Below are 22,795 nucleotides of genomic sequence, written 5' to 3' on the forward strand. Positions count from 1 at the left end.
ATCGGCTTAGAAGATGCCAATACCCACGCCAGCGATGCCGACGACTACCATGATCACGATCAACCAAGCAACGTTGATGCCCTTGCGGATACCAGCCAGGGTCAAAAGGCTCACGATCAGGGGCAGCAACTTGGGGAAGATGCTGTCCAGAGCGGACTGCAGGGTCTGGGCGGTTTCGCCGGAGCCGGACAGGATGATGGCGGTGTTCAGGCTGACGAAGTTGGCGCACATGGCACCTACCATGATCAGACCGATGGTGGTGGCGCCCATGGTGAGCATATCCACATAACCACTCTCGTAGGCCATCTCCAGGAAGTTGTTGCCCAGGCTGTAGCCATACTTCAGCATCAGCCAACGCAGGGGCTCGCTGATCACATGATAGATCACCAGGAAGGCAAAGGGAGCCAGCATGGAGCCGTTCTGGGCCAGGGTAATGGCCACGGAAGCGGCGATGGTCCGAACGGTTACCCAGAAGATGGCGTCGCCCACACCGGACAGGGGGCCCATCAAAGCGGCTTTCAGCGCGCTGATGGAAGCGGGATCAAAGTTCTCAGGATCGGCAGCGTACTCACCCTCCATGGACATGCACAGTCCAAGGATGAAGAACGCGGTCTCGGGGGTGCAGTTGAAGAAGGGCTGATGCCGTACCATGGCCTCGGCCATCTTCTCCTGGTCGTCGCCGTAGAGCTTCTTGAGCCAGGGAGTCATAGCGAAGCAGAAGCCAGCGGTCATCATCTTAACCTGGCTAAACGCGGCAGACGACATAATTTCGTAGCGCCACCAGATTTTTGCCCGTAGTTTCTTATCCATTACGATGACTTCATTAGCCAAAGAGATCGTCCTCCTCTCCGGAAGAGCTACCGCTTACGGCCTTCAGCCGGTCACGGAGATCCAGCTCGTTGTAAACCTGCATCAAAGTGATAAACACAGCGATGACGACCATGAAGGTCATGTTGATGTTGAGGTACACGGTGGCGGCGAAGCCGAAGAAGAAGTAGATGGAGGCTTTGCCGGACCACAGCATGTTCATCAGGAGGCCAAGTCCGATGGCGGGCATCATGCCGGCAGCCACGCTGAGACCATCCAGAATGAAGGCAGGGATAGAAGCCAGGATGCCCTGGAGAGCGTCGGCGCCCAGTCCGATAGCAGCATACACCAGGATGGTGGAGAAGATGGGGTTGGTCGCGTTGGCCAGGATGGCCATGCGATTGTAGCCCTTCACATCGCCCTTGGCGGCCAGCCGCTCAAAGATGGTAACGAACATACCCTGATAGACAATACGGACGGTAAGGGACCAAATGGCGGATACGGCGCCGATAGCGGCGGCCAGAACCACGGCGGTCTCATAGTCCAGATTGGTGCCGATGCACAGGGCGGTTACGATGGTGCCAGCCAAGAACACGTCGCTGGGGATGGAACCACCGATGTTGGTGATGCCCATGAACAGCAGCTCCAGAGAGGCGCCCAGGGCCAAACCGGTGGCCGCGTCACCAAGGATCAAACCAAGGATGGGGCATACCACGATGGGACGGGTCGCAAAGTTATGCGCCCAGAATGCACCGAGCTCACTAAAAGCCAAGTACACCAATGCAGTGGTTAAAGCAAGAGTACCTGCACTCAAATTAATTAACCCCTTTCATTTCAATGTAAAAGTGCAAACGATTCCGAATTTACTTGAGCACGTCGTCCAGGGTAACCATCGCCATGTACGGCAGCAGCTGTACGTCGATGGGAATCCCGGTCTTTTTCATCTCTTCAATGACTTTCAGATCCTCTTCGTCCACGTAGACGTTATCGGAGAGTTTTTTCTTCTGCGAGACGTCTCCGCCGTTCAGGCGGCCGTAGTTGCCGAAGTTGATCCGCTTCACCTGGTCGGTGGCTCCCTGCGCGATGGCGAGAGCGTCTTTCAGGTTGGTGACGATGATCCCAATTACGGTGTTAGCGGTCCGGGGATCATTTAGGGTTTTAATCGCCTGCTCAATGCTCTGCACCGTGGTCTTGCTGCTGGGCGGGCCCGCCATCTTCAACGCCATGGTCTGGGTCTTGCTGGCAGCAGCCACGTCGCTTGCCACCATCAAAACCTTGAATTCCAAGGCCTTGCTCCAGGCAATGGCCACCTGTCCGTGAATCATCCGATCATCCACACGCATTAATTTTACCAATTCATTTTTCACCTCCTCCTTTTTTAAGTGACCAAAGACGCTTGGTCCTAAAGAGAAAATTACGCATACTAGAGTTCTTTTTTACACCGTTTGATATCGGTGCGGGTAACTTTCCCCGAAGTATTCAGGCAAAGGGGCGCTTGCCATTTTCATCAAAATTGCAATGTGCGTTCACCGCACGCTTACAAACAAGACATCCACTCTTTCAAACAAATAAAATTAAACATTTTACTTGTTTTTTAAATTTCCATATATAATCCAGGAAAATCCAATCACTTTTTCTACCAATATCATTCTATGATCAAACGCGCTAAAAATAATCGCTATTTTTAGGGTATTTTTCGGAAATCGCTCTGACTCATCTCCGTTTTAATCCCTCTATAATTAACTTTATTATATGTACTCACCTATCGATTGTCAATAATAACCTGGTATTTTTCACATAAATAATCAATAATTTATTGTTTTTTTATATTTTTTTCAGTTCAATAATTTCAAAAATTTTTTGTAGTTATTTGGGCTACTTGCGTCATCCATTTTATTGGAAATTTCTAACTTTCATAGGATAAAGCCTCTATTCTATGGGAATCTTTTTAAACTCCACCTGAATCCATTCAATCATCTCCGCAATTCAATATTCCAAATTCTTATTTTACTTTTGTAACTTCAAGGAGATTTTTTCCATACCTGATTTTCCCTTTCATTTATTGATGCCAAACCTTTGATCCATCAACGCAAATCCGCGCAAGCGAAGACACAATCCTTTTCCATCTTAGATCTCCTCCTGGCCCTCCCCTTCGTCCATATCCGTCCCCATGTGGGTCTCTTCGGTTTTGATCTCCCAATGGATCAGAAAGGTCAAAGCGGCCCGCAGCAGTATGATTGCCCCAACGATAGCGATTTCACTGAACTCCCGCACTACCACCGTTCGCAAAATCTCACTTCCCAGCTTAAATTCAAGGCCCATGGCCATTCCTTTAGCCAACTTCAAGCGCGTAAGCGGATCCCGGCGAAGATAGCACACGAGCCCAACTACGCCCGCTACAATAATGACGCCAACGCCCATAAACTCAAACGCGATGATGGCTAAATTGACCACCCGGATCAAAATATGATGAAGTAGTTCTTCCATCTGTATCCTTCACCCTTTCCGATTTCCTCACTATTGTTAACGCAAGGATGGGGAAATCATTCCGATTTCCCATTTCTTCATCAAATCCACTCCAGATAAAACACAGATCTAGCGAAGAAATCCAAAGGCATTATAGGCGCAGGCGAAGAAACTTTTGAGTCATAACCTTCATGTGGTTTCGATTTGCGGCAGCAAAGGAGCTACGTATTTCATGTTCTCAGCAGAATAAACCAATTCAATAAACAACTTAAAAAAACAGCCCTCATTTATGACATCCATGGGTCTGAAGTGAATGGCGAATTAAAATTAGTGGCAAATGCCGTTGACGATGTGTTTTCAAAAGCAATCAAGAAATGAACTATGTACTTTTGTGTGTACCTGAAAAAGAAAGCCCCCGAGAAACCTTTATTCTCTGGGGTTTTGTTTAGCACAGTCTTACGATATGGATCTTTACTTGCGGGTACAAAAATATCGCAACCCGCAAAAGCAAGTTGCGATATTGGATGCGGCAACTTGCCGCTGGTGGAGGCGAGGGGAGTCGAACCCCTGTCCGAAGACGTTTGTTCACGGTTTTCTCCGAGCGCAGCGGCTCGATCAAATTCCCGCATCCCTTCCTCGATGCCGCGAGGGAAGGGAGTTGGTAGCTTCATCTTACCGGTTTAGACGCAAAGCTTAGCCTAACCTGTTCCCCATCTAATGGCGTTCTATCCTACCCGATGGGACATGTAGGGAGAACGTCGCGGCTTAGGCCGCGAAAGCTACTTCGTTTTTCGCAGTTATTATTTGATTTGCCGGTTTTTAACGCAGCCCCGGCGGTCTGCGGCTCGCTTACCGTGCCCAATCCATCCCCGTCGAAACCATTACGCCCCCATATAGGGCCCCATCGGGTATTAGATTATACCATACCCGCAAGAGAATTCATATGCCAGATTCTACAAAACATGGAATCAAAAAACAAGCGGGCATTTCATAGAATGCCCGCTCTTACCTCGGATATGCGTATGGGGAAACTCAATCAAACAGATTCAGAAAATCCAGGGTAGCAAAGTAATCCTTTGGCGTCTCCGCCCGGCGGATCAGCTGGGTGCTGCCATCCTCCTTTAGCAAAACCTCTGCGGAGCGGAGCTTTCCGTTGTAGTTGTAACCCATGGAAAAGCCGTGAGCGCCGGTATCATGGATCACCACGATATCCCCAATGTCGATCTTGGGCAGCGCCCGGTTGATGGCAAACTTGTCGTTGTTCTCACACAGCGAACCCGTCACATCGTAGAGGGTATCGCAGGGCTCGTCCTCTTTGCCCATCACGGTGATGTGATGGTACGCGCCGTACATGGCGGGCCGCATCAGGTTGACAGCACAGGCGTCAAGGCCGATATAGTCCTTGTAAATCTTCTTTTCGTGAAGAACCGTGGATACCAGATAGCCATGGGGGCCCGTCATAAAACGCCCCAGCTCCGTTTTAATCTGTATCTCCATGCCGGCCTTGGCGATGGTCTTTTCATAAACCTTCCGGACGGCGTCCCCCACCTCCAGAATATCCACCGGCTTGTCCTCGGGACGATAGGGAATCCCGATTCCACCGGATAGATTCACGAAGACAATGTTGGCGCCGGTGGTCTTATGCATCTCCACAGCCAGATGGAACAAATCCTTGGCTAAGATGGGATAATAGTCTTTATCGGTGGTATTGCTGGACAAAAAGGCATGGATTCCGAAGTTCTTGGCGCCCAGGGACATGAGCTTGCGGATACCCGCCATCAGCTGAGTTTTGGTCATGCCATATTTGGCGTCCCAGGGGCTGCCCATGATGGCGTTGCCCACCTGGAAATCCCCGCCGGGGTTATACCGCAAGCAGATGGTTTCCGGAATGCCCCCGTTCTCCTTCAAAAAATCAATGTGGCTGTAATCATCCAGGTTGATGAGCGCGTCCAGCTTCCGGGCGTACCGGTACTCCTCCGCCGGAGTGACGTTGGAGGAAAACATGATGTCCTCCCCCGCAAAGCCCAACGCCTCTGCCAGCATCAGCTCGGTGTAGGAGGAACAATCCAAGCCGCAGCCCTCCTCCTTCAGGATGTTCAGAATCACGGGATTGGGCAGGGCTTTTACGGCAAAATACTCGCGGAACCCAGGATTCCAGGAAAACGCCTGGTTCAGGGCCCGAGCGGTAGCCCGGATACCCTTTTCATCATAAATATGGAACGGCGTCGGATACTGCTTGATGATCTCGACGATCTGCTCCTTGGTAAAGACCGGTACCTTCATGGTGTGCCTCCGTACAAAAACTTTAATAGCGAAATTGTATCATGGGGGGTTAGCCCAGTCAAACAAAGAAGTAATTAAAATTGACGGTTTTGCCCTCTCCGTCTTGCATAAATTGAAACAAATTTTTCACATAGGGAAAAAGAAATCCCCGGGCCCCGGGGATTTTCCTTTCTTTTGTCAACCCAGGGGCTACTCCCCCCTGCGTCCAGCCCGGGCCACCGCCCGTTCCATTTCCCGTTTATCGTCCCGCTGCTTGAGAGATTCCCGCTTGTCATACAGTTTCTTGCCCTTGCAGATGCCCACTTCCATCTTGGCATAATTGCCATAGAAGTACACCGAAAGGGGAATGAGCGTATACCCCTCTCGCATGGTGCTGGCGTTGAGCTTTGCAATCTCCCGTTTATGGAGCAGCAGCTTCTTATCCCGCAGCGGATCCCGGTTAAAGATATTCCCCTGTTCGTATGGGCTGATATGCATCCCCACCACATAGGCTTCTCCATTCCGCACCCGGATATAGGCGTCGGTTAGGTTTGCTTTTCCCTGGCGGATGGACTTCACCTCGGTGCCAAAAAGGGATAGGCCAGCCTCCATGGTCTCCTCCACATAGTATTCATGGCGGGCACGGCGGTTCTGCACCATCACCTTTTTCTTCCGATCCATTTAGCGGCCGCCTCCTTCAGCGGGAACAAATTCCACCCGGCGCATATCCAGGTTGACCCCGCTTACTATAATATCCATTTCGTCGCCGATTGCAAAGGTTTTCTTGGTTCGCTTGCCGGTAAGCCGAAGCATCTTCTCGTCGTAGACATAATAATCGTCATCCAAGCTGGCCATACGGATGAGTCCTTCGGCGGTATTGGGCAGCTCCACAAAGATGCCGAAATCCACCACCGAGGTGATCACCCCGGTGAACCGCTGGCCGATGAACCGCTCCATGTATTGAGCCTTTAAGAGATCGTCCACCGCCCGTTCGGCTTCCATAGCCACCCGCTCCCGAGCGCTGGTATGCTCCCCCATAGCATGGATCTTTTCCTCCATGGCCTCCAGCTCTTTACAGCCGGGGCCATGGCCAATGGCCGCCTTGATGGCCCGGTGGACCACTAGATCGGGGTACCGGCGGATGGGCGAGGTGAAATGGCAATAGTTCTTAAGAGCCAGGCCAAAGTGTCCCAATGGGGCGTCGGCATACCGGGCCTTTTTCATGCAGCGAAGCATGGTACGGTTCATTACCGAAGCATAGGGCGTATCCTCCGCCTCCCGCAAAAGGACCTGCAAGGCCTTGGGATGGATGTTGCGCAGCTTGGGCGCCTTTAGGCCCAAGGCCTTGGCCATGGTAAAAAGCTCCTCCATCCGCACCTGATCCGGCTCCTCGTGGACCCGGTATAAAAAGGGCAGATCCCAGGCGGAGCCATAGGCGGCGGCGCACTCGTTAGCGCTGAGCATAAAGTCCTCGATCATAGCGTTTGCCCTGCCCCGCTGGGCCCGGCGGATATCCACGGCGTTGCCCATATCGTCGGTCTCGATATCGGTCTCCGCCAAATCAAAGTCGATGCTGCCCCGCGCATGCCGGTTGCGGGAAAGGATCTCGCTCAATTTTCCCATTCGAAGAAGCAGATCCGCCACCCCCTCGTATCCGGGGACAGTAATCCCCTTCTCCAGCAGCTGGCTCACATCCTCATAGGTACACCGCTTATCCACGTGGATCACCGAGTTGTGGAAGGAATAGCTTTTGATGTTCCCCTGCCGGTCCAGTTCCATACGGCAGGACAGGGCCAACCGGTCCACCCCGGCGTTGAGGGAACAGATGCCGTTTGAAAGGGCCTCAGGCAGCATGGGAATCACCTGACCCGGGAAGTATACGCTGGTTCCCCGTTCATAGGCGTCCTGATCCATGGGACACCCCGGAGTCACATAATGGGATACGTCGGCAATGTGGACGTATAGGATATAGCCATCCTCCCTATCCTCCAAGGAAACGGCGTCGTCCAGATCCTTGGCGTCCGCCCCATCGATGGTGACGGTGGTAAGGCCCCGATAATCCTCCCGGCCCCGTTTCTGCTTGGGGTCCACCTGCTGCGGCACCCCTTTGCTCTGGGCAAGAGCCCCCTTTGTAAAGGTATCGGGCAGGTCATAGGAGCGAACGATCCCCAGTATCGACGCCTGAATGGAGCCGGATTTGCCCAGCACCTCGGCAACCTTTCCTACAGCGTTGCGGTTGCCGCTGGGCCATTTGACGATTTGGGCCACCACCAGGTCTCCGTTCCTGCCGTCTCCCATATTCTCCAGAGGAATGAACACGTCGGGGATTCGCCGATCCTCGGGCACCAGAAACCCGGCGTTATGGCCTCGCTCCAGCCGTCCCACCACGCTGTCCCGGGCGCGGCTTAGGACGCGGACCACCTCTCCCTCCTTCTTGCCCCGGTACGCCCGGCTGCCCCGAACCTTCACCAAGATCCGATCCTGATGCATGGCTCCCATCAAGGCGCCACTGGGAAGGAACACGTCCTCTGCATTCTTGTCGTCAGGAACCAAAAAGCCAAAGCCCCGCTGGTTTCCCGACAGGGTTCCCGCAAGATACCCCAGCCATTGAGGCAGAGCCACCTTGCCCTTACTGGTATAAACCAGCTTTCCCTGGAATTCCAGCCGGGCAAGGATTTCCCCAAAGGCTTCCTCTGAAAGGCCGGACCGCTCCATCAATTCATTCTTCTTCATGGGAATCCCCTGGGATTCCAGTACGTTCAACAATTTTTCTTCCATAGAATTCTCCAATAATAAAACAGGGGCGCCCCAGGCGCCCCGTATGAACCTATCCCTTAAGCAGCAAATTTCTGTATCAACACCAGCGCAAAGGACCCAATGGCCAGCAGCACTGCCGCGATCTTGGTGTAGCGATCCAGCTTTGCTTCATAGGTCTTGCTCTTGGTCTTGGACAAAAAGGTGTCGCTCCCCCCAAAGGATGCGCCCATGCCGGGCTCTTTGGGTTTCTGCATCAGCACCAATACGATGATCAGCGCCGACAGGATACAGATAACGACTTTTCCAATGGTCATCAGCATTTAGTTCACGATCCTCCCAAAATCCATAGCATTCGGATTATAGCATACCCCATGTCCCATTGCAAGCCCGGCCTTTGGGAGAATCTGGCGGAGGAGGACCAGACGCCCGGTACTGTGTCATTTTACCGGCGGTTTATGGGTTCCTGGTTATTCCCGTGTTAGGGTTTCCAGAAGCGTGCTATAGCATTCCTCCGTCTCCTCCGGGGTAGAAAGGTTGAACACCACCGTCTGTTCTCCCCGAAGCACGATATACCGGTGAACTTGCCGGTAGATGTGAAGCTGGTATCGGCCAAACTCCTCGTTCTGAAAGCTGCCGCTAAACACCTTAAAGCTGTCGGTGCCAAACACCTTTTTCCCCGGGGCGAGCTCCTCCCGCAGCTCGACGCCGGTCACGGCGTCCAGATCCACCGTGACGCCCGCGCCCAGGACCCCATCCACCCGCAGCCGATCCCCCGACATCCCCGCGTGGATATCTCCGCCCACAAACAGAAGAATCAGCACCACAGCCGTGATCACCAGGGTGATGGCCGTGCCAAAGCCAATGAACACCCTTCTCTCATTCGCCCGCATCGAAATCCCTTCTCTCCTCTATAAAAAAGGGGAAGGACCGAGGTCCTTCCCCTTTTGGTTATCGGTTCAACAGGGATACGCCCGTCATCTCCGGCGGCTGCGGAACATCCATCAGCTCCAGAAGAGTTGGGGCCAAATCGCAGAGCCGGCCGCCTTCCTTGAGGGAAGCACCGCTCTTCTCCCCCACCAGGGCCAACATCACCGGATTGGTGGTATGGGCCGTCATGGGCCCGCCGTTCTCATCCACCATGGTTTCCGCGTTGCCATGGTCCGCCGTCAAAAGGAAGCAGCCGCCATTTTTCAGGATGGCGTCCGCCACCTTGCCCACGCACTCGTCCACCGCCTCCACGGCACGGATAGCCGCGGGGATCACGCCGGTATGGCCCACCATATCAGGGTTGGCAAAGTTCAACACCATAAAGTCGTATTTCCCCTCGCCAATAAGCGCCACCGCCCGGTCTGCCACCTCATAGGCGCTCATCTCGGGCTTTAAGTCGTAGGTATCCACCTTGGGAGAGGGAATCAGCTCGCGATCCTCCCCGGGATTGGGCGCCTCTACGCCGCCATTGAAGAAAAACGTCACATGGGCGTATTTCTCGGTTTCGGCGATGCGGAGCTGCGTCTTGCCCATCTTGCTCAGGTACTCCCCTAGGGTGTTGTCCAGGGACTGGGGTAAAAAGGCCACATGGACCTTGTCCCCAAAGGTGGCGTCATACTGAGTGAAACACACATAGTGGACGGGGAAATACGTCCGCTGAAATCCGTCGAAGTCCTCCATAATGAAGGTACGGGTGATCTCCCGAGCCCGGTCGGGGCGGAAGTTGTAGAAGATGATGGAATCCCCTTCTCCTACGGTTGCCACCGGCTGGCCGTTCTCCGTAACGATGATGGGCTTGATAAACTCATCGGTAACGCCCTCGTCGTAGCTCTTCTGGATCATGGCGGGGGCATCCTCACCCCGCTGGTCGCCTTCGCCCTTGGTGAGGGCGTTGTAGGCCACCTCTACCCGCTCCCAGCGGTTGTCCCGATCCATGGCATAGTACCGGCCGATGACGGTAGCCACTTTTCCGCAGCCCACCTTCTCCATGGCCGCCTGTAGCTGCTCCACATATCCCTTGCCGCTGGTGGGCGCCACGTCCCGGCCGTCCATAAAGCAATGGACATATACCTTATCCACGCCCATCCGCTTGCAGAGCTCCAGCACCGCGATGCCATGGGTCAAATGGCTGTGAACACCGCCATCGCTGCACAGGCCAAAGAGGTGAACCGCCTTATCGTTGTCCTTTGCATGCTGGATGGCCTCCCGCAGCACGGGATTCTCATAAAAATCCCCATCTTCGATGGATTTGGTAATCCGGGTCAGCTCCTGGTACACGATGCGCCCAGCGCCGATGTTCATATGACCCACCTCGCTGTTGCCCATCTGTCCCTGGGGCAGTCCCACCGCCAGACCGCTGGCTTCGATCTGGGTATGGGGATAGGTGGCAAGAATTCTGTCAATATTGGGGGTATTGGCAGAAAGGATGGCGTTACCGCCATCCTTCTTTCCAATACCGAACCCGTCCAGGATAATCAATCCCGTCAGTTTCTTCATGATATCCTCCTAAGTCCGGTCAATGTTCCTTATTTCTGGTAGTTGATGAGGGCGGAGAAATCCTCAGCCTTCAGAGCAGCACCGCCGATGAGGCCGCCGTCGATCTCGGGCTGCGCCATGAGGCCCTTCACGTTGCCGGGCTTCATGCTTCCGCCGTACTGGATCCGAACGGCATCAGCGGCTTCCTTGCCGGCAATCTCCTCCACGGTCTTGCGGATGATGCCGATAACCCGGTTGGCTTCCTCGTCGGTAGCGGTCTTGCCGGTGCCGATGGCCCACACGGGCTCATAGGCGATGACCAGCTTGGCAACGTCGGCGGGGGCCACGCCGGCAAGGCCGGCCTTAACCTGTCCGGCCACCAGGGTATCGGTAACGCCGGCTTCCCGCTCCTCCAGGGTCTCGCCTACGCACATGATGGGAATCAGATCGTGGGCAATGGCGGACAGAACCTTCTTATTCACGGTCTCGTCGGTCTCAGCGAAGTACTGGCGCCGCTCGCTGTGGCCCAGGATCACGTACTCCACACCGATCTCCTTCAGCATCAGGGGAGAGATTTCGCCGGTGAAGGCGCCGGACTCCTCCCAGTGCATGTTCTGAGCGCCCAGGTGGATGTTGCTGCCGTCCAGATACCGCTTGGCGATCAACAGGCAAGCAGCGGTGGGGCACACCACGGCGGTCACGTCGTTGTTATCGGCAACCAAGGGCTTCAGAGCCTCGATGAGCTCCTTGGCCTCGTTGGGGGTCTTGTTCATTTTCCAGTTGCCGGCGATGATGGGTTTTCTCATGTGCGTAAGCCTCCTAATGATATGTATCAATGTTGACCGGGCTGGGCCCGGCATGTTGCCTTATTTGTTGGGGATCGCCGCGATGCCGGGAAGTTCCAAGCCCTCCAGGAACTCCAGGCTGGCGCCGCCGCCGGTGCTCACATGGGTCATCTGATCCTTGTAGCCCAGCTGCTCCACCGCCGCAGCGCTGTCGCCGCCGCCAACGATGGTCACGCCCTTGCACTCGGCCATAGCAGCCGCAACCGCCTTGGTGCCGGCGGCAAAGGCCTCAAACTCAAACACGCCCATGGGGCCGTTCCAAACCACGGTGCCCGCGCTGACGATGGCGTCATGGAACAGCTTCTGGGTCTTGGGCCCAATGTCCAAGCCCTGCCAGTCGGCGGGAATCTCGGTGCTGTCCACAGTTTTATGCTCGGCGTCAGCCGCAAATTCCTTGGCCACCACGGTGTCCACAGGCAAGAGCAGCTTCACACCCTTCTCCTCGGCCTTGGCCATCAGCTCCTTGGCAAAGCCAATGCGCTCCTCGTCCAAGAGGGACTGGCCAATCTCATAGCCCTTGGCAGCAAGGAAGGTATAGGCCATGCCGCCGCCGATGATGAGGGTATCCACCTTCTCCAGCAGGTTGTTGATGACGCCGATCTTATCCTTCACCTTGGCGCCGCCCAGGATGGCGACGAAGGGACGGTCGGGATTCTCCAACGCCTTGCCCATAACGGAAACCTCTTTCTCGATGAGGTAACCGCAAGCGGTGGGCAGGTAGGCAGCCACGCCGGCGGTGCTGGCATGGGCCCGGTGGGCGGTGCCAAAAGCGTCGTTGACATAGATCTCAGCCAAATCGGCGAGCTGTTTGGCAAAGGCAGGATCGTTCTTCTCCTCCTCTGCATGGAAGCGAACGTTCTCCAGCAGCAGGATCTCGCCGTCCTTGAGGGCAGCGGCCTTCTGCTGGGCGTCCTCGCCCACAACATCCTTGGCCAGGATCACGTTGGTATCCACCAGCTCGCCCAGGCGCTTTGCCACGGGAGCCATGGAGAACTTCATGTTAAACTCCCCTTTGGGACGACCCAGGTGGGAGCAAAGGATGACTTTGGCGCCATGCTCATAGAGGTATTTGATGGTGGGCAGAGCCGCGGTGATGCGGTTGTCATCGGTAATTTCCCCGGTTTCCTTATCCATGGGGACGTTAAAATCCACACGAACCAGAACCTTTTTGCCCTGTACAGCGATGTCCTCGATGCTGACTTTGTTCACAACGATCACTCCTTATATAAATGTCTCATTTGGGTTCCAAGAAGGCACAATCAGCCCATTCTTCCACACCAACCATTTTATAGCAACCATGTTAAAAAGCAAGCAATTTGTGAAAGATTTCTCTTTTTGAAGGGATCCAGGTGGAAAACGCCAAAAACCAAAAGCCCCCAACTGGGGGCCTTTGGTCTGCTGCATTGCTTTCATTCTAATTGGAGGGGAGGTATTTGGTTATCTGCTGCATCTTTACTATAGGCACAGGATGTGTCCTCTATATAGTAAAATCGTGTCAAAATTGTGAACAACTGTGTCAGTTTCCTGTCCGTATTGTTTCCCCCTTCCTCTTTCTATATAATAGGATCGAAAGCGATTATCATCCCACCCGAGGTGCATTTATGACCAACCTAATCCTGATCTGCGACGATTCCCCGGTGGTTCACGAGACCCTGGGCGCGTACTTAAAATCCGAAGGCTTCCCCTTCCTCTCCGCCACCGATGGCGAGGAGAGCCTCCGCCTGTGGCGGGAAAAGGATCCGGATCTCATCATCCTGGATATTATGATGCCCAAGCTGTCGGGCATCGACGTCATGCGGGAGATCCGCAAGGTGAGCACCGTGCCCGTACTGATGCTCACCGCCCGGGGAGAAGAGGTGGATCGTATCCTGGGCCTGGAGCTGGGCGCCGACGACTACATCGTAAAACCCTTTTCCCCCCGGGAGGTGGTAGCCCGTATCAAAGCGGTGCTCCGGAGAAAGAACGATCCCCAGGGGGAAAGCCAGGGTGCCATCGTCCGGGCCGGCAAGCTCTCGGTAAATCTGGCCAAGTATGAGGTCCTCTACGATGGAAAGCCCGTCATCTGCACCCCCAAGGAGGTGGAGATCCTCAACCTGTTGATCTCCCATCCCGGCCAGGTGTTCGATCGGGAGACCATCCTCAATAAGGTATGGGGCTATGACTACTTCGGGGATACCCGGGCGGTGGATACCCAAATCAAGCGGATCCGGCATAAACTTCCCGAGGATCCCGACTTCTCCATCAAAACCATCTACGGGGTGGGCTATAAGTTCGAGGTATCCTGATGGGCCGCAACTTCATTTTAAAGCGAATCCTTTCCATGGTAGCCATGGCCCTCGCCATGGCTACCATCCTCATTGCCGGCATCTACGCCGTGGTAACCCCTGGCAAGGTGGCAAAGGCCAAGGTGCAGGAGCTGCTGCCACGGGCCTGGGCTGCCGCGGACCTGGTCAACGAATACATGCTGGGCAACATCAGCATGGATGTCCTAACCCAGGTGCTGGGCTCCGAGCAATCCATCCTAAACTCCTATATGTATACCTTTTTCCGGGACAGCGAAACCATCCTCTACACCCAGCGGGAAGGTGAAAGCTCCCTGCCCAGCGATAGCACCCTTACCCTTTTGAAGCCCTACCGGGATACGGTGCTGTCCGGCGCCGTGGTCACCACCACCGCGGATCTTCGGGACGGCCGGGGCAACTGCCTTCTTGTGGGCGTTCCCATCTATCGGGAAAGCCGGGTCATCGGCGCGGTGTTCCTCACCAAGACCCTGGCGGAGGTCAACGCCGCCTTCCAGAGCCTGAATATCACCCTGTTTATCAGCCTGTTGACGGTGTTTTTTGTCATGCTGTTCCTCACCTATTTCGCCTCCCGGGTCATCACCCGCCCCATCGTTCAGATGCGAGGAGTCGCCCTTGCCATTGCCGGAGGGGACTTCTCCGCCCGGGCAAACGAGACCATCCGGGGAGAAATCGGCGAGCTGGGCCGCACCCTCAACTATCTGGCCGCGCGGCTGGACGAGAGCATGACCGCCATCATCCTGGAGCGCAACCGCCTGATGCAGCTGTTTGACGGCCTCAACGAGGGCATCCTGGCCCTAGATGTGGACGGCAATATCACCCACGCAAACCCCGCCCTATACAACCTGATGGGGTGTGACGAAAGCATGCCCATCTCCCAGCTTCGCAGCACCGATTTCCTCACCCGCGCCCTTACGGATGTGGACGTGATCATCAGCACCCGCAGCTCCGCCATCAAGCAGCTGGTCTGCGGCGATAAGATGATCCGGGTCATTCTCTCCCCCATGCTCAATTCCCGAGAGGAATGTGAGGGCGTGGTGGTGCTGTTCTCGGATATCTCGGAATCCGAGCGGCTGGAACAGACCCGGCGGGAATACGTGGCCAACGTATCCCACGAGCTGAAAACCCCCGTCAGCTCCCTCATCGGTTTGGCCGAAACCCTCAACGACAATATTCTCACCGAGGAGGCCGACCGCCGGCGGTATTACAGCCTCATTCTAAAGGAGTCCCAGCGCCTAAGCCGCCTCATCGACGACCTCCTGGAGCTGTCCCGCCTTCAGGAAGGACGGGGTCGGGCAGACATCATCCGGGTAAATCTTTTGGAGCTGGTCCACGAATCCCTGGAGGTATTCCAGCAGACCGCCCGGGAAAGCGGCGTCACCCTTATGGTGGACGAAAGCTTTACCGATTGTCCCCGGGCCCTGACCGACCCCGACCGGGTGGACCAAGTGCTGGTGATTTTAACCGACAACGCCCTGCGGTTCACCCCCCGGGGCGGATGGATCAAATACTCCGCCGCTTGGGATGAAACCACCATCCGGATCACGGTGGAGGATTCGGGCTGCGGAATCGCCCAGAAGGACCTGCCCCATGTGTTCGACCGGTTCTACAAGGCCGATACCTCCTACGCCAGCCCCGGTACCGGCCTGGGGCTGTCCATCGCCCAAAAAGCCTTGGGGCTCATCGGCCAGCGCATCTGGGTTAAAAGCGAGCCGGGCCACGGCGCCGCCTTCACCTTTACCGTCCGGCGAGCGGACCCCCAATAAAAAGCGTTTGACCTACGGCCCCCCTTTGCCTATGATATCTTGGGACCCAGGGTAATGGTTTCGCCACAGTGTTGCCTTATTTTACCGGTATAATACCTAACGTTTGAGGAGGTGTGCCCCAAATGAACCGACAGTCCGTTGTGGTATGTGTCACCGACCAACAGAGCTGTGTTCGGCTGATTCACGAGGGCAGCCGTATTTCCAGGGAAAAAGACCTGGATCTCCACGTATTAAGCGTCGTGCCTTTAAAGGTGGCCCCCCGCAGCTGCGGCGAGGCCCTGGAATACCTTTTTTCCGCCTCTCGGGACGTGGGTGCGGAGATGACGGTGTTTTACAACAACGACGTACTCCCCACCATCCTGGATTTTCTGGAGAAAAAACGGGCCACCGATGTGGTCCTGGGCGAAGGAGATCTCTCCGCCGGCGGCTTTATGGATTCTCTCTTAAGCCATACCCAGGCCAATCTCCATGTGGTGGATAAAAAAGGCGGAAAAACCGGCTATCGCAAGGGCCGTCCTTTGGACTATAATAAAGAATCATACCGGAAAGCTCTATGAGCTTCCCCCGCGTCGCGGGATCAATAGGAGGTATATCCCCATATGGAACCGAACAACGCGCCCCAGCCCCGCAAAAGCCAGTTCTGGCCTCTGTTTACCACCGCCATCTGCTCCGCTTTGGTTGGGGTGCTCATCGCCTGCTTAATTCTGTCGATCTTCTTCAAGGGGTATGGGGATACGGCGGGCCCCTCCGCTTCCCCCCACCCGGAGAATCCCAGCCAGACCACCATCAACCTGGATAAATACGAGAATCCCGCCGTAGCCGTGGCCCAGAAATGCATGGATACCGTGGTGTATATCGAGATCACCCAGGTGTCCGCCATCGGCAAATACGCCGGACGGGAGCAGGTATCCGGCACCGGCAGCGGGGTCATCATCAGCGCGGAAGGCCATATCGTCACCAACAACCATGTGGTGGATGGCGCCAAGAGCATCTATGTCACCCTTAACGATGGCACCCGTATGAAGGCCAGCCTCATCGGGGTGGATTCCTCCAGCGACCTAGCCGTGGTAAAGATTGAAAAATCCGGCCTCCATGTAGCGGAGATGGGCAGCTCCGCCAGCCTCAACGTGGGAGAGATGGCCATCGCCATTGGCAATCCCTTTGGCAGCCAGCTGGGCAACTCCCAGTCGGTGGGCTATATCAGCGCCCTGAACCGGGAGATCAATACCGACGGCGTCACCATCTCCTATATCCAGACCGACGCCGCCATTAATCCCGGCAACAGCGGAGGCGGGCTTTTCAACGCCAAGGGCGAGCTCATCGGTATCAACACGCTAAAATCCCGGATCAGCGGATACGACCAATACGGCAACGCCATCTCCTCCGAGGGCATCGGCTTCGCCATCCCCATCGATTACGCCAGAGGCATCATCGACGACCTAATCCAGCACGGCAAAATCAGCCGTCCCGGAATCGGCATCGTCGTCTACACCGTAAGTCCCGAGGATGCCGAAATCAATGGCCTCCGGGCCGGCGTGGTGGTAGATCGGGTGGTGGTCGGCGGCCCTGCCAGTCAGGCCGGGGTCAAGGCCCAGGACATCATCCTTCAGGTGGATGGCCAGGATGTAACCGATAACGACGCCTTCCTCGCCGCCATCAAAAGCAAATCCATCGGGGATCAGGTCACCCTGAAGATCCAGCGGGAGGATGCTCAGCTGGAGCTCTCCGTCACCATTGGGGACATGAGCGAAATGAGCTACGAGTAGACAAAACAAACGCACAAAATGGGTTTTGCATCCCCAAATGCAGCCAATGGCCCGCCGGGATCCGGCGGGCCATTGCTTGTCACATTCGTGATATCATATGATCAAGCGTATCCAGAATGGACGGAGTGAGCTTCCATGTATTTTCAATATGGAGAAAAGGAAATCGCATATCTGAAACAAAAGGATCCCAAACTTGGGGACGTCATAGACCAAGTCGGCATGGTAAAGCGCGCGGTTGATCCCGATTTGTTTTCCTCCGTCGTTCATCACATTGTAGGCCAGCAGATCTCCACCAAGGCACAGGCCACGATCTGGAAACGGGTACAGGATGACCGCGGCATCGTCCAGGCCGATACGATTCTGGATGCTGGCGTTACGCATTTGCAGTCCCTCGGCATGTCCTTTCGGAAAGCCCAATATATCGTCGATTTTGCGGAAAGGGTCAAAAGCGGAGCCTTCGATCTAACGGGCATCTATCACAAATCCGATGAAGAAGCCATTCAAGACCTGATGAGTTTACGCGGGATAGGCCTTTGGACCGCCGAAATGATTCTGCTCTTTTGTATGCAGCGTCCCAACGTATTGAGCTATGGCGACCTGGCGATTCATCGTGGCATCAGAATGGTATACCATCATCGACAAGTCAGCCGCAGCCTATTCGAAAAGTATCGGCGTAGATTCAGCCCCTACTGCAGCGTCGCAAGCCTTTATCTTTGGGCGGTGGCCGGCGGTGCGATCCCCAACATGAAGGACTACGCCCCGAAAGCGGCAAAAACGGGGAAATCATCTTCCTCGCTTTCTCCTCTTTAACTGTCTCCGTTCCCCCTGTCCCGCCCTTGCTTTGCGGGGGCGTTTCCAACATCCAGAGGGGCTTCATGTTAATGGGATGCGCAAGGGAAAATCATCCCCCTCTTTCCCAACAGGAACCGACCGTTCCCGTCCCTTCTCCCAAATAAGGCCGCCCGCCAGGGCATCCATCCCGGCGGGCGGTCTGCGCATCACGAATCCTACTTCAAAATATCCTCTCCAACGGTCTCTGTCCTGGGAAGGAAATGGAACGCCGCGAAGTCGGACGCCAGGAATTGCGCTGCAAACTCCTTGGCGGCGTCTTTGAACTTTGCGGTTTCCGGAATGGTAAGCGCATGAACGATGGGAGCGCCGTAAACGGTATTCTCGTCATCCACCGCAAAGCTCACCTTGGCATACTCCTCCTTCAGATCCTGGCTGGAAAGATCGATGCTCTCGGGAAGCTCCGCAAAGTCACCCCCGCGAGCCTTCGCCCCGGAATAGTAAGTAAACATATAGTCGGCCTCAGGCATCAGTTTCCCCTTCGCGGGGTCGTGTTCCATCCCCAGATGACCGGGATGGCTCATCAACTGATGGGCCAACCCCTTCTTTAGCCGATCGGCCAGCAGGATGGTCATAATGGCCCGGTAACCGCTGGGATCGCCATAGGGGTTGGTATGGCTGAAAGTACTGCTGGGATCCAATAACCGCTCCATCCAGTTTTCGCTGTTAATCCCCTTGCCCGCAATGACCATCTTGTTTCCGGCAAACACCTTGTATCCCCTGGCATACTTGGGCATCAGCATGGACTCAATATTGGTATCGTCGGCTAAGATCAGCACATCGCACCGTTCCCCCGCCAAAACCTGCCGGATCAAGTCCACCGATCCGCCGGGATGCATCTCTGCCTGGAGCTCCGGATGCTTTAAATTCCACCGCTGGATGGCCTCCTTTGTCACGCCGATTGCCACGCCGGCGGTAAACACCTGCAGGGTCTTGTCCGTCTCCTGGAACATATCCCGAGCGTCGCGGATCAAAAACAGCTCATGGCGTACATCGCAGACCTTCTGCGCTAGGATGCCCAGGAAGTTACGCAGCATGATGCCCTGGGCATGGGCATGCTGCTCCCCATAAAAGGCCGTCATCATGCCCTCGGTAAACTCCAGCATCTCCAGATCATAATCGATGGGCGTAGGCTTGTGCATAGGCCCCCCTGGCCGGCGCTTTAGCCCCTCAAACATTCTGGAATAGGTGGGGATCTCCGCCATCAACATGCCTGGTTCCCCAAACTTAGGCATATCGTATTTGAACTTTCTGGGTACGATCCCCTGATCCGGCGTAGCGCGAAGGGCCATTTTAAAGGTTCCCTCCGGCATGGGCGGCATGGGCTCCCCCGCTTTGCGCATAACGATCTTCGGCTGCATCGCTTCCAGGAGAGCGATGAGCTCCTCATCGGGGATATCCTGAAACAGGGTGGTGGTCTTGAGTTCCTTTAAATACGCTCTGTAATTCTCCATAAGTTCTCCCCTCTTGCTAGCATACGACGCAAATATTCCGTTTGGCGTCCTCATCGTATACGGTCTTGATATTCAATCCATACAATGTGGAAAGGGTCTCCTTCTGCAGCGTTTCCTTTGCCAATCCAACGCTGAGCAGCCCTTCCCGGTTTAAAATGGCCACTTTTCCGTCCAGGAGGATGGCGTGATCGGGATTATGGGTGGTCATGATAAGGGCAAAGCCCTTGTCAGCAAGCTTTTTGATCATCTGCATTACCCGATACTGGTTGCCATAGTCCAGGTGGGCGGTCGGCTCATCCAGCAGGATCAGCTGGGGCTGCTGGGCGATCACCCGGGCTATGGTCACCTGCTGCCGTTCTCCACCAGAGATCTCCGTATAGGCTTTGTTGCTTAAATGGCTGATTCCCATCCGTTCCAAAGCCTCGTCGGCAATACGGTAGTCCTCCTTTTTGGGCTTGGCAAAGGCGCCGATGTAGGGCGTCCGCCCCATAACGGTAAACTCTCTAACGGTATAGGCATAAGCCGGGGTGTGGATCTGGGGCACATACCCGATCACCTTGGCCACATCTCGCATATGCATTTCCGTCATGGGCTTGTTATGTAGGAGAATCTCTCCGCTCTGCGGCCGATACAGATTGGCAATGCAGTTCAATAGCGTGGATTTTCCCGCGCCGTTGGTCCCCAGGATGGACAGCACCTCCCCCTTGGACAGGCCAAAGCTGACATCGTGGAAGATAGTGCGGCTGTTATAGTAACGGTAACTCAAATTTTTTACTTCTAAAATCATCTTAAGTTCCTACTCTGCTTGATCAAAATCATGATAAAGAAAGGCGCTCCTATGATGCCCGTCAAAATGCCAATCCGAAGCTCCGCCGCCGTCAGGGTTCGGCATAAAAGATCGATGAGCACCATAAACGCCGCGCCCAGCAGGAGGGCGATGGGCAGCATCTTTTTATTGTCCGCTCCCACAATCATCCTGGAGGTATGGGGAATCACCAATCCTACCCAGCCGATGGTTCCCGAAAGGCATACGCAGCTGGCGGTGATCAGGGTGCTGCATAGGATAAAGATTCCATTGACCGCCTGAATGTTGATCCCAAGGGATCGGGCTTCATTCTCTCCCAAGGAAAGCACGTTGAGCCGATAGCGCATCAGGAGAATCGCCGCTACGGGAACAAGAATGGTCGGAAGCACGGGCAGCATGTCCGAAAAGGTCACGGTAGCAAAGGAACCCATGGTCCAGTAGGTGATCTCCGCCAGCTGGGTATCGGTATCCGCCACAAACTTGAGAATGCTCATCACCGAGGACATCAGGCTGCTTACCACGATCCCGGAAAGAATCAAAACGGTGGTGGATTGGTTTCGCATCAGCCTGGGGATCATCACGGTAATGGCCACCGCTAAAATACCTCCCATAAAGGCGCTGCCCTGAATTAAAACGCTCCCCCCTCCCAAAAGGATGGCGGCAGCGGCGCCCACGCAAGCGCCGGAGGACACCCCCAATAGGTCGGGCGAGCACATGGGATTTTTGAAGATGCTCTGGTAGGCCGCACCGGAAAGGGCCAGTGCAGATCCAACCAACATGGCCGCCACGGTCCGAGGCAGCCGAAATTCAAAGACCACCGCGCTTGCCATATCCGGCCAAGTTTGCTGGATGGGAAATAGCCGGGAAAGCAGAATCTTTATGGTATCAAAAAAACCGATGCCATAGCGCCCTATGGAAAGCGACGCCACAAAAACCAGCCCCAGAACCGCCGCCACACCCCAAATAACCACCCGGTACCGGCGCTCTGAGATATTAAGAGACTTTTTGTCAAGAGCCTCCCCGTTTTCGGGAAGGCTCTTAACACTTTTCACTTTCAATCGTTTCATTGCTTATTGAACAGGAATTTCAGCGGTACCATCGGGCTTCAAGCCGTCCAGCATATAGCCGGCCTCTTCCGCGGTCAGCTCTTTGCCGTTGTACTGCTTATAGAACTCGATGATGCGCTTCACCATATACTCCCGGTCAATACCGTTTTCTGCGGCAATCTCCGGCTGGATGGCCATCAGCGCGTATTCAATCTGCAGGTTGCTCTCCAGGCCAAAGCGATCCCAGTTAAAGCAAGCATAGGGATTGGTGTATACGCGGTTGTTCTTTACGGCCTTCAGATCCTTCCAGCCATCGGTGTTCTTGAGCTGGTCAACCAGCACATGCTGGTAGGCGCCGCCCACGATGATCACGTCGGGATCCAGCTGGAAGATCTGCTCCGCGGTCACCTCGGTAGAATCCAGATTCAGCGCTTTGGCGGCATAGATGCCCCCGTTGGACTCCACCCAATCCTGCATGATGGAGTTCTGGGCCATGGTGGTCACAAGGCTTTCTCCCTGGCCGGCGATGTAATAGACCACGGGTTTCTCATCCTCGGGGATATCCTTGGTAAGCTCCCGGGATTTCGCCAGCTTGGTCTCCACCTCTTCGCACCAGGTCGCCAGCTTTTTCTCATAGTCTCCGCCCAATACCTTGCCCAGAATGGTGTAGGCTTCAATCATACTCTCATAGTCGCTGAAGTTGATATTGATGGCGGGTATGCCGGCCTTGCGGATCTGCTCGGCAAACCCATCCTTGGCCGTGCTGGGATGGATGATAACCAAGTCAGGCTCCAGGTTGATGAGCTCCTCCACAGAGGGGGTGGTGCCGCCCAGAGCGGGGATGTTTACGGATTCCGGATAGAAGTACTGGGTCCAGGCGCTCATAGTGCCGGTGCTGTTAACGGCAAGGCCCTTTACCAGATCGCCAGCGCCCATCACAAAGAACGAGGAAGTTCCGGCGGGCCACAGGTTGATGATGCTCTTAACCTCACCCTCGATGGTCACGGAATCCCCGCTCATGTCGGTTACCGTAACGGAACGGTCATCCGGGGTCTCGTTGCTGTTGGTCTGTGCGCTGCCGCACCCTGCAAACAGGGTAAGGGCCAGGCACATGGTCAGGAACAGTGCAAGAGTTCTTTTCATGATTCTCCTCCTCATCGTAAAAAAATCCGCCCTTCTGTTAAGAAAGACGGATGCTTTATCATTGCA

21 protein-coding genes and 1 other RNA gene are annotated in these 22,795 nt (G+C 55.1%); 5 read left to right on the plus strand and 17 right to left on the minus strand.

The genetic code is table 11. The annotated features are described in order from the left end of the window. Nucleotides 1-6: 6 nt before the first annotated feature. From KP626_RS03855 to KP626_RS03915, 13 genes are all read right to left on the minus strand, one after another. Complete coding sequence (locus KP626_RS03855) at nucleotides 7-831, minus strand: PTS system mannose/fructose/sorbose family transporter subunit IID (RefSeq protein WP_395978508.1); 825 nt, start codon at nucleotides 829-831, stop codon at nucleotides 7-9. Then, entirely contained in the window at nucleotides 824-1,621 is a 798-nt protein-coding gene (locus KP626_RS03860; protein ID WP_395978510.1) for a PTS mannose/fructose/sorbose/N-acetylgalactosamine transporter subunit IIC, read from the minus strand. Before KP626_RS03860 ends, KP626_RS03855 begins: the two co-directional genes overlap by 8 nt. Nucleotides 1,622-1,670: 49 nt before the next feature. Then, complete coding sequence (locus KP626_RS03865; protein ID WP_395978512.1) at nucleotides 1,671-2,162, minus strand: PTS system mannose/fructose/N-acetylgalactosamine-transporter subunit IIB; 492 nt, start codon at nucleotides 2,160-2,162, stop codon at nucleotides 1,671-1,673. Between the two features lie 772 nt (nucleotides 2,163-2,934). Further along, nucleotides 2,935-3,294, minus strand: coding sequence for a DUF1622 domain-containing protein (locus KP626_RS03870; RefSeq protein ID WP_395978514.1), 360 nt, complete (start codon nucleotides 3,292-3,294; stop codon nucleotides 2,935-2,937). 520 nt (nucleotides 3,295-3,814) lie between these two features. Next, nucleotides 3,815-4,164, minus strand: a transfer-messenger RNA (tmRNA) gene (ssrA, locus tag KP626_RS03875). A 141-nt stretch (nucleotides 4,165-4,305) separates the two neighbouring features. After that, nucleotides 4,306-5,556 (minus strand): diaminopimelate decarboxylase, encoded by a 1,251-nt coding sequence (locus KP626_RS03880; protein ID WP_395978516.1) that lies wholly within the window; start codon nucleotides 5,554-5,556, stop codon nucleotides 4,306-4,308. A 189-nt stretch (nucleotides 5,557-5,745) separates the two neighbouring features. After that, nucleotides 5,746-6,216, minus strand: coding sequence for an SsrA-binding protein SmpB (gene smpB / locus KP626_RS03885; protein ID WP_395978518.1), 471 nt, complete (start codon nucleotides 6,214-6,216; stop codon nucleotides 5,746-5,748). Beyond that, nucleotides 6,217-8,313, minus strand: coding sequence for a ribonuclease R (rnr, locus tag KP626_RS03890; protein ID WP_395978520.1), 2,097 nt, complete (start codon nucleotides 8,311-8,313; stop codon nucleotides 6,217-6,219). A gap of 56 nt (nucleotides 8,314-8,369) precedes the next feature. After that, on the minus strand, nucleotides 8,370-8,612 hold the full coding sequence (gene secG / locus KP626_RS03895; protein ID WP_395978522.1) for a preprotein translocase subunit SecG: 243 nt from the start codon (nucleotides 8,610-8,612) through the stop codon (nucleotides 8,370-8,372). 147 nt (nucleotides 8,613-8,759) lie between these two features. Next, a complete protein-coding gene (locus tag KP626_RS03900; RefSeq protein WP_395978524.1) occupies nucleotides 8,760-9,182 on the minus strand; it encodes a hypothetical protein in 423 nt (140 codons plus the stop codon). Nucleotides 9,183-9,240: 58 nt separating this feature from the next. Continuing rightward, nucleotides 9,241-10,779, minus strand: a complete 1,539-nt coding sequence (gene gpmI / locus KP626_RS03905) for a 2,3-bisphosphoglycerate-independent phosphoglycerate mutase (RefSeq protein WP_395978955.1) — start codon at nucleotides 10,777-10,779, stop codon at nucleotides 9,241-9,243. A 26-nt stretch (nucleotides 10,780-10,805) separates the two neighbouring features. After that, the gene (tpiA, locus tag KP626_RS03910) at nucleotides 10,806-11,561 is read right to left on the minus strand and encodes a triose-phosphate isomerase (RefSeq protein ID WP_395978526.1); all 756 of its coding nucleotides are present in this window, start codon (nucleotides 11,559-11,561) and stop codon (nucleotides 10,806-10,808) included. Between the two features lie 60 nt (nucleotides 11,562-11,621). Continuing rightward, a complete protein-coding gene (locus KP626_RS03915) occupies nucleotides 11,622-12,818 on the minus strand; it encodes a phosphoglycerate kinase (protein WP_395978528.1) in 1,197 nt (398 codons plus the stop codon). Nucleotides 12,819-13,201: 383 nt separating this feature from the next. Between KP626_RS03915 and KP626_RS03920 the strand changes: the two genes are divergently transcribed. The 5 genes from KP626_RS03920 (at nucleotide 13,202) to KP626_RS03940 (ending at nucleotide 18,242) form a co-directional block, all read left to right on the plus strand. Further along, entirely contained in the window at nucleotides 13,202-13,885 is a 684-nt protein-coding gene (locus tag KP626_RS03920; RefSeq protein WP_395978530.1) for a response regulator transcription factor, read from the plus strand. Beyond that, entirely contained in the window at nucleotides 13,885-15,666 is a 1,782-nt protein-coding gene (locus tag KP626_RS03925) for an ATP-binding protein (protein ID WP_395978532.1), read from the plus strand. The genes KP626_RS03920 and KP626_RS03925 overlap by 1 nt, the downstream gene beginning before the upstream one ends. Before the next feature lie 122 nt (nucleotides 15,667-15,788). Further along, nucleotides 15,789-16,223 (plus strand): universal stress protein UspA, encoded by a 435-nt coding sequence (locus tag KP626_RS03930; RefSeq protein WP_395978534.1) that lies wholly within the window; start codon nucleotides 15,789-15,791, stop codon nucleotides 16,221-16,223. 42 nt (nucleotides 16,224-16,265) lie between these two features. Then, nucleotides 16,266-17,432, plus strand: a complete 1,167-nt coding sequence (locus KP626_RS03935; RefSeq protein ID WP_395978536.1) for a S1C family serine protease — start codon at nucleotides 16,266-16,268, stop codon at nucleotides 17,430-17,432. 135 nt (nucleotides 17,433-17,567) lie between these two features. Continuing rightward, nucleotides 17,568-18,242 carry a DNA-3-methyladenine glycosylase family protein gene (locus KP626_RS03940; RefSeq protein ID WP_395978538.1) on the plus strand — a complete coding sequence of 225 codons (675 nt, stop codon included), beginning with the start codon at nucleotides 17,568-17,570 and terminating at the stop codon, nucleotides 18,240-18,242. Between the two features lie 197 nt (nucleotides 18,243-18,439). On the opposite strand, the gene KP626_RS03945 is transcribed toward KP626_RS03940, so the two are convergent. From KP626_RS03945 to KP626_RS03960, 4 genes are read right to left on the minus strand one after another with little or no spacing between them, the layout of a single operon-like run. Further along, nucleotides 18,440-19,735: a substrate-binding domain-containing protein gene (locus KP626_RS03945; RefSeq protein ID WP_395978540.1), complete on the minus strand. Its 1,296-nt coding sequence runs from the start codon at nucleotides 19,733-19,735 to the stop codon at nucleotides 18,440-18,442. Nucleotides 19,736-19,751: 16 nt separating this feature from the next. Beyond that, entirely contained in the window at nucleotides 19,752-20,501 is a 750-nt protein-coding gene (locus tag KP626_RS03950) for an ABC transporter ATP-binding protein (protein WP_395978542.1), read from the minus strand. Nucleotides 20,502-20,518: 17 nt separating this feature from the next. Continuing rightward, nucleotides 20,519-21,592 carry a FecCD family ABC transporter permease gene (locus tag KP626_RS03955; RefSeq protein WP_395978544.1) on the minus strand — a complete coding sequence of 358 codons (1,074 nt, stop codon included), beginning with the start codon at nucleotides 21,590-21,592 and terminating at the stop codon, nucleotides 20,519-20,521. Between the two features lie 18 nt (nucleotides 21,593-21,610). Further along, nucleotides 21,611-22,729, minus strand: coding sequence for an ABC transporter substrate-binding protein (locus tag KP626_RS03960; protein ID WP_395978546.1), 1,119 nt, complete (start codon nucleotides 22,727-22,729; stop codon nucleotides 21,611-21,613). Between the last annotated feature and the right edge of the window lie 66 nt (nucleotides 22,730-22,795).

It is taken from the genome of Christensenella sp. MSJ-20 (assembly GCF_044357945.1).
Classification (GTDB): domain Bacteria; phylum Bacillota; class Clostridia; order Christensenellales; family QAND01; genus QAND01.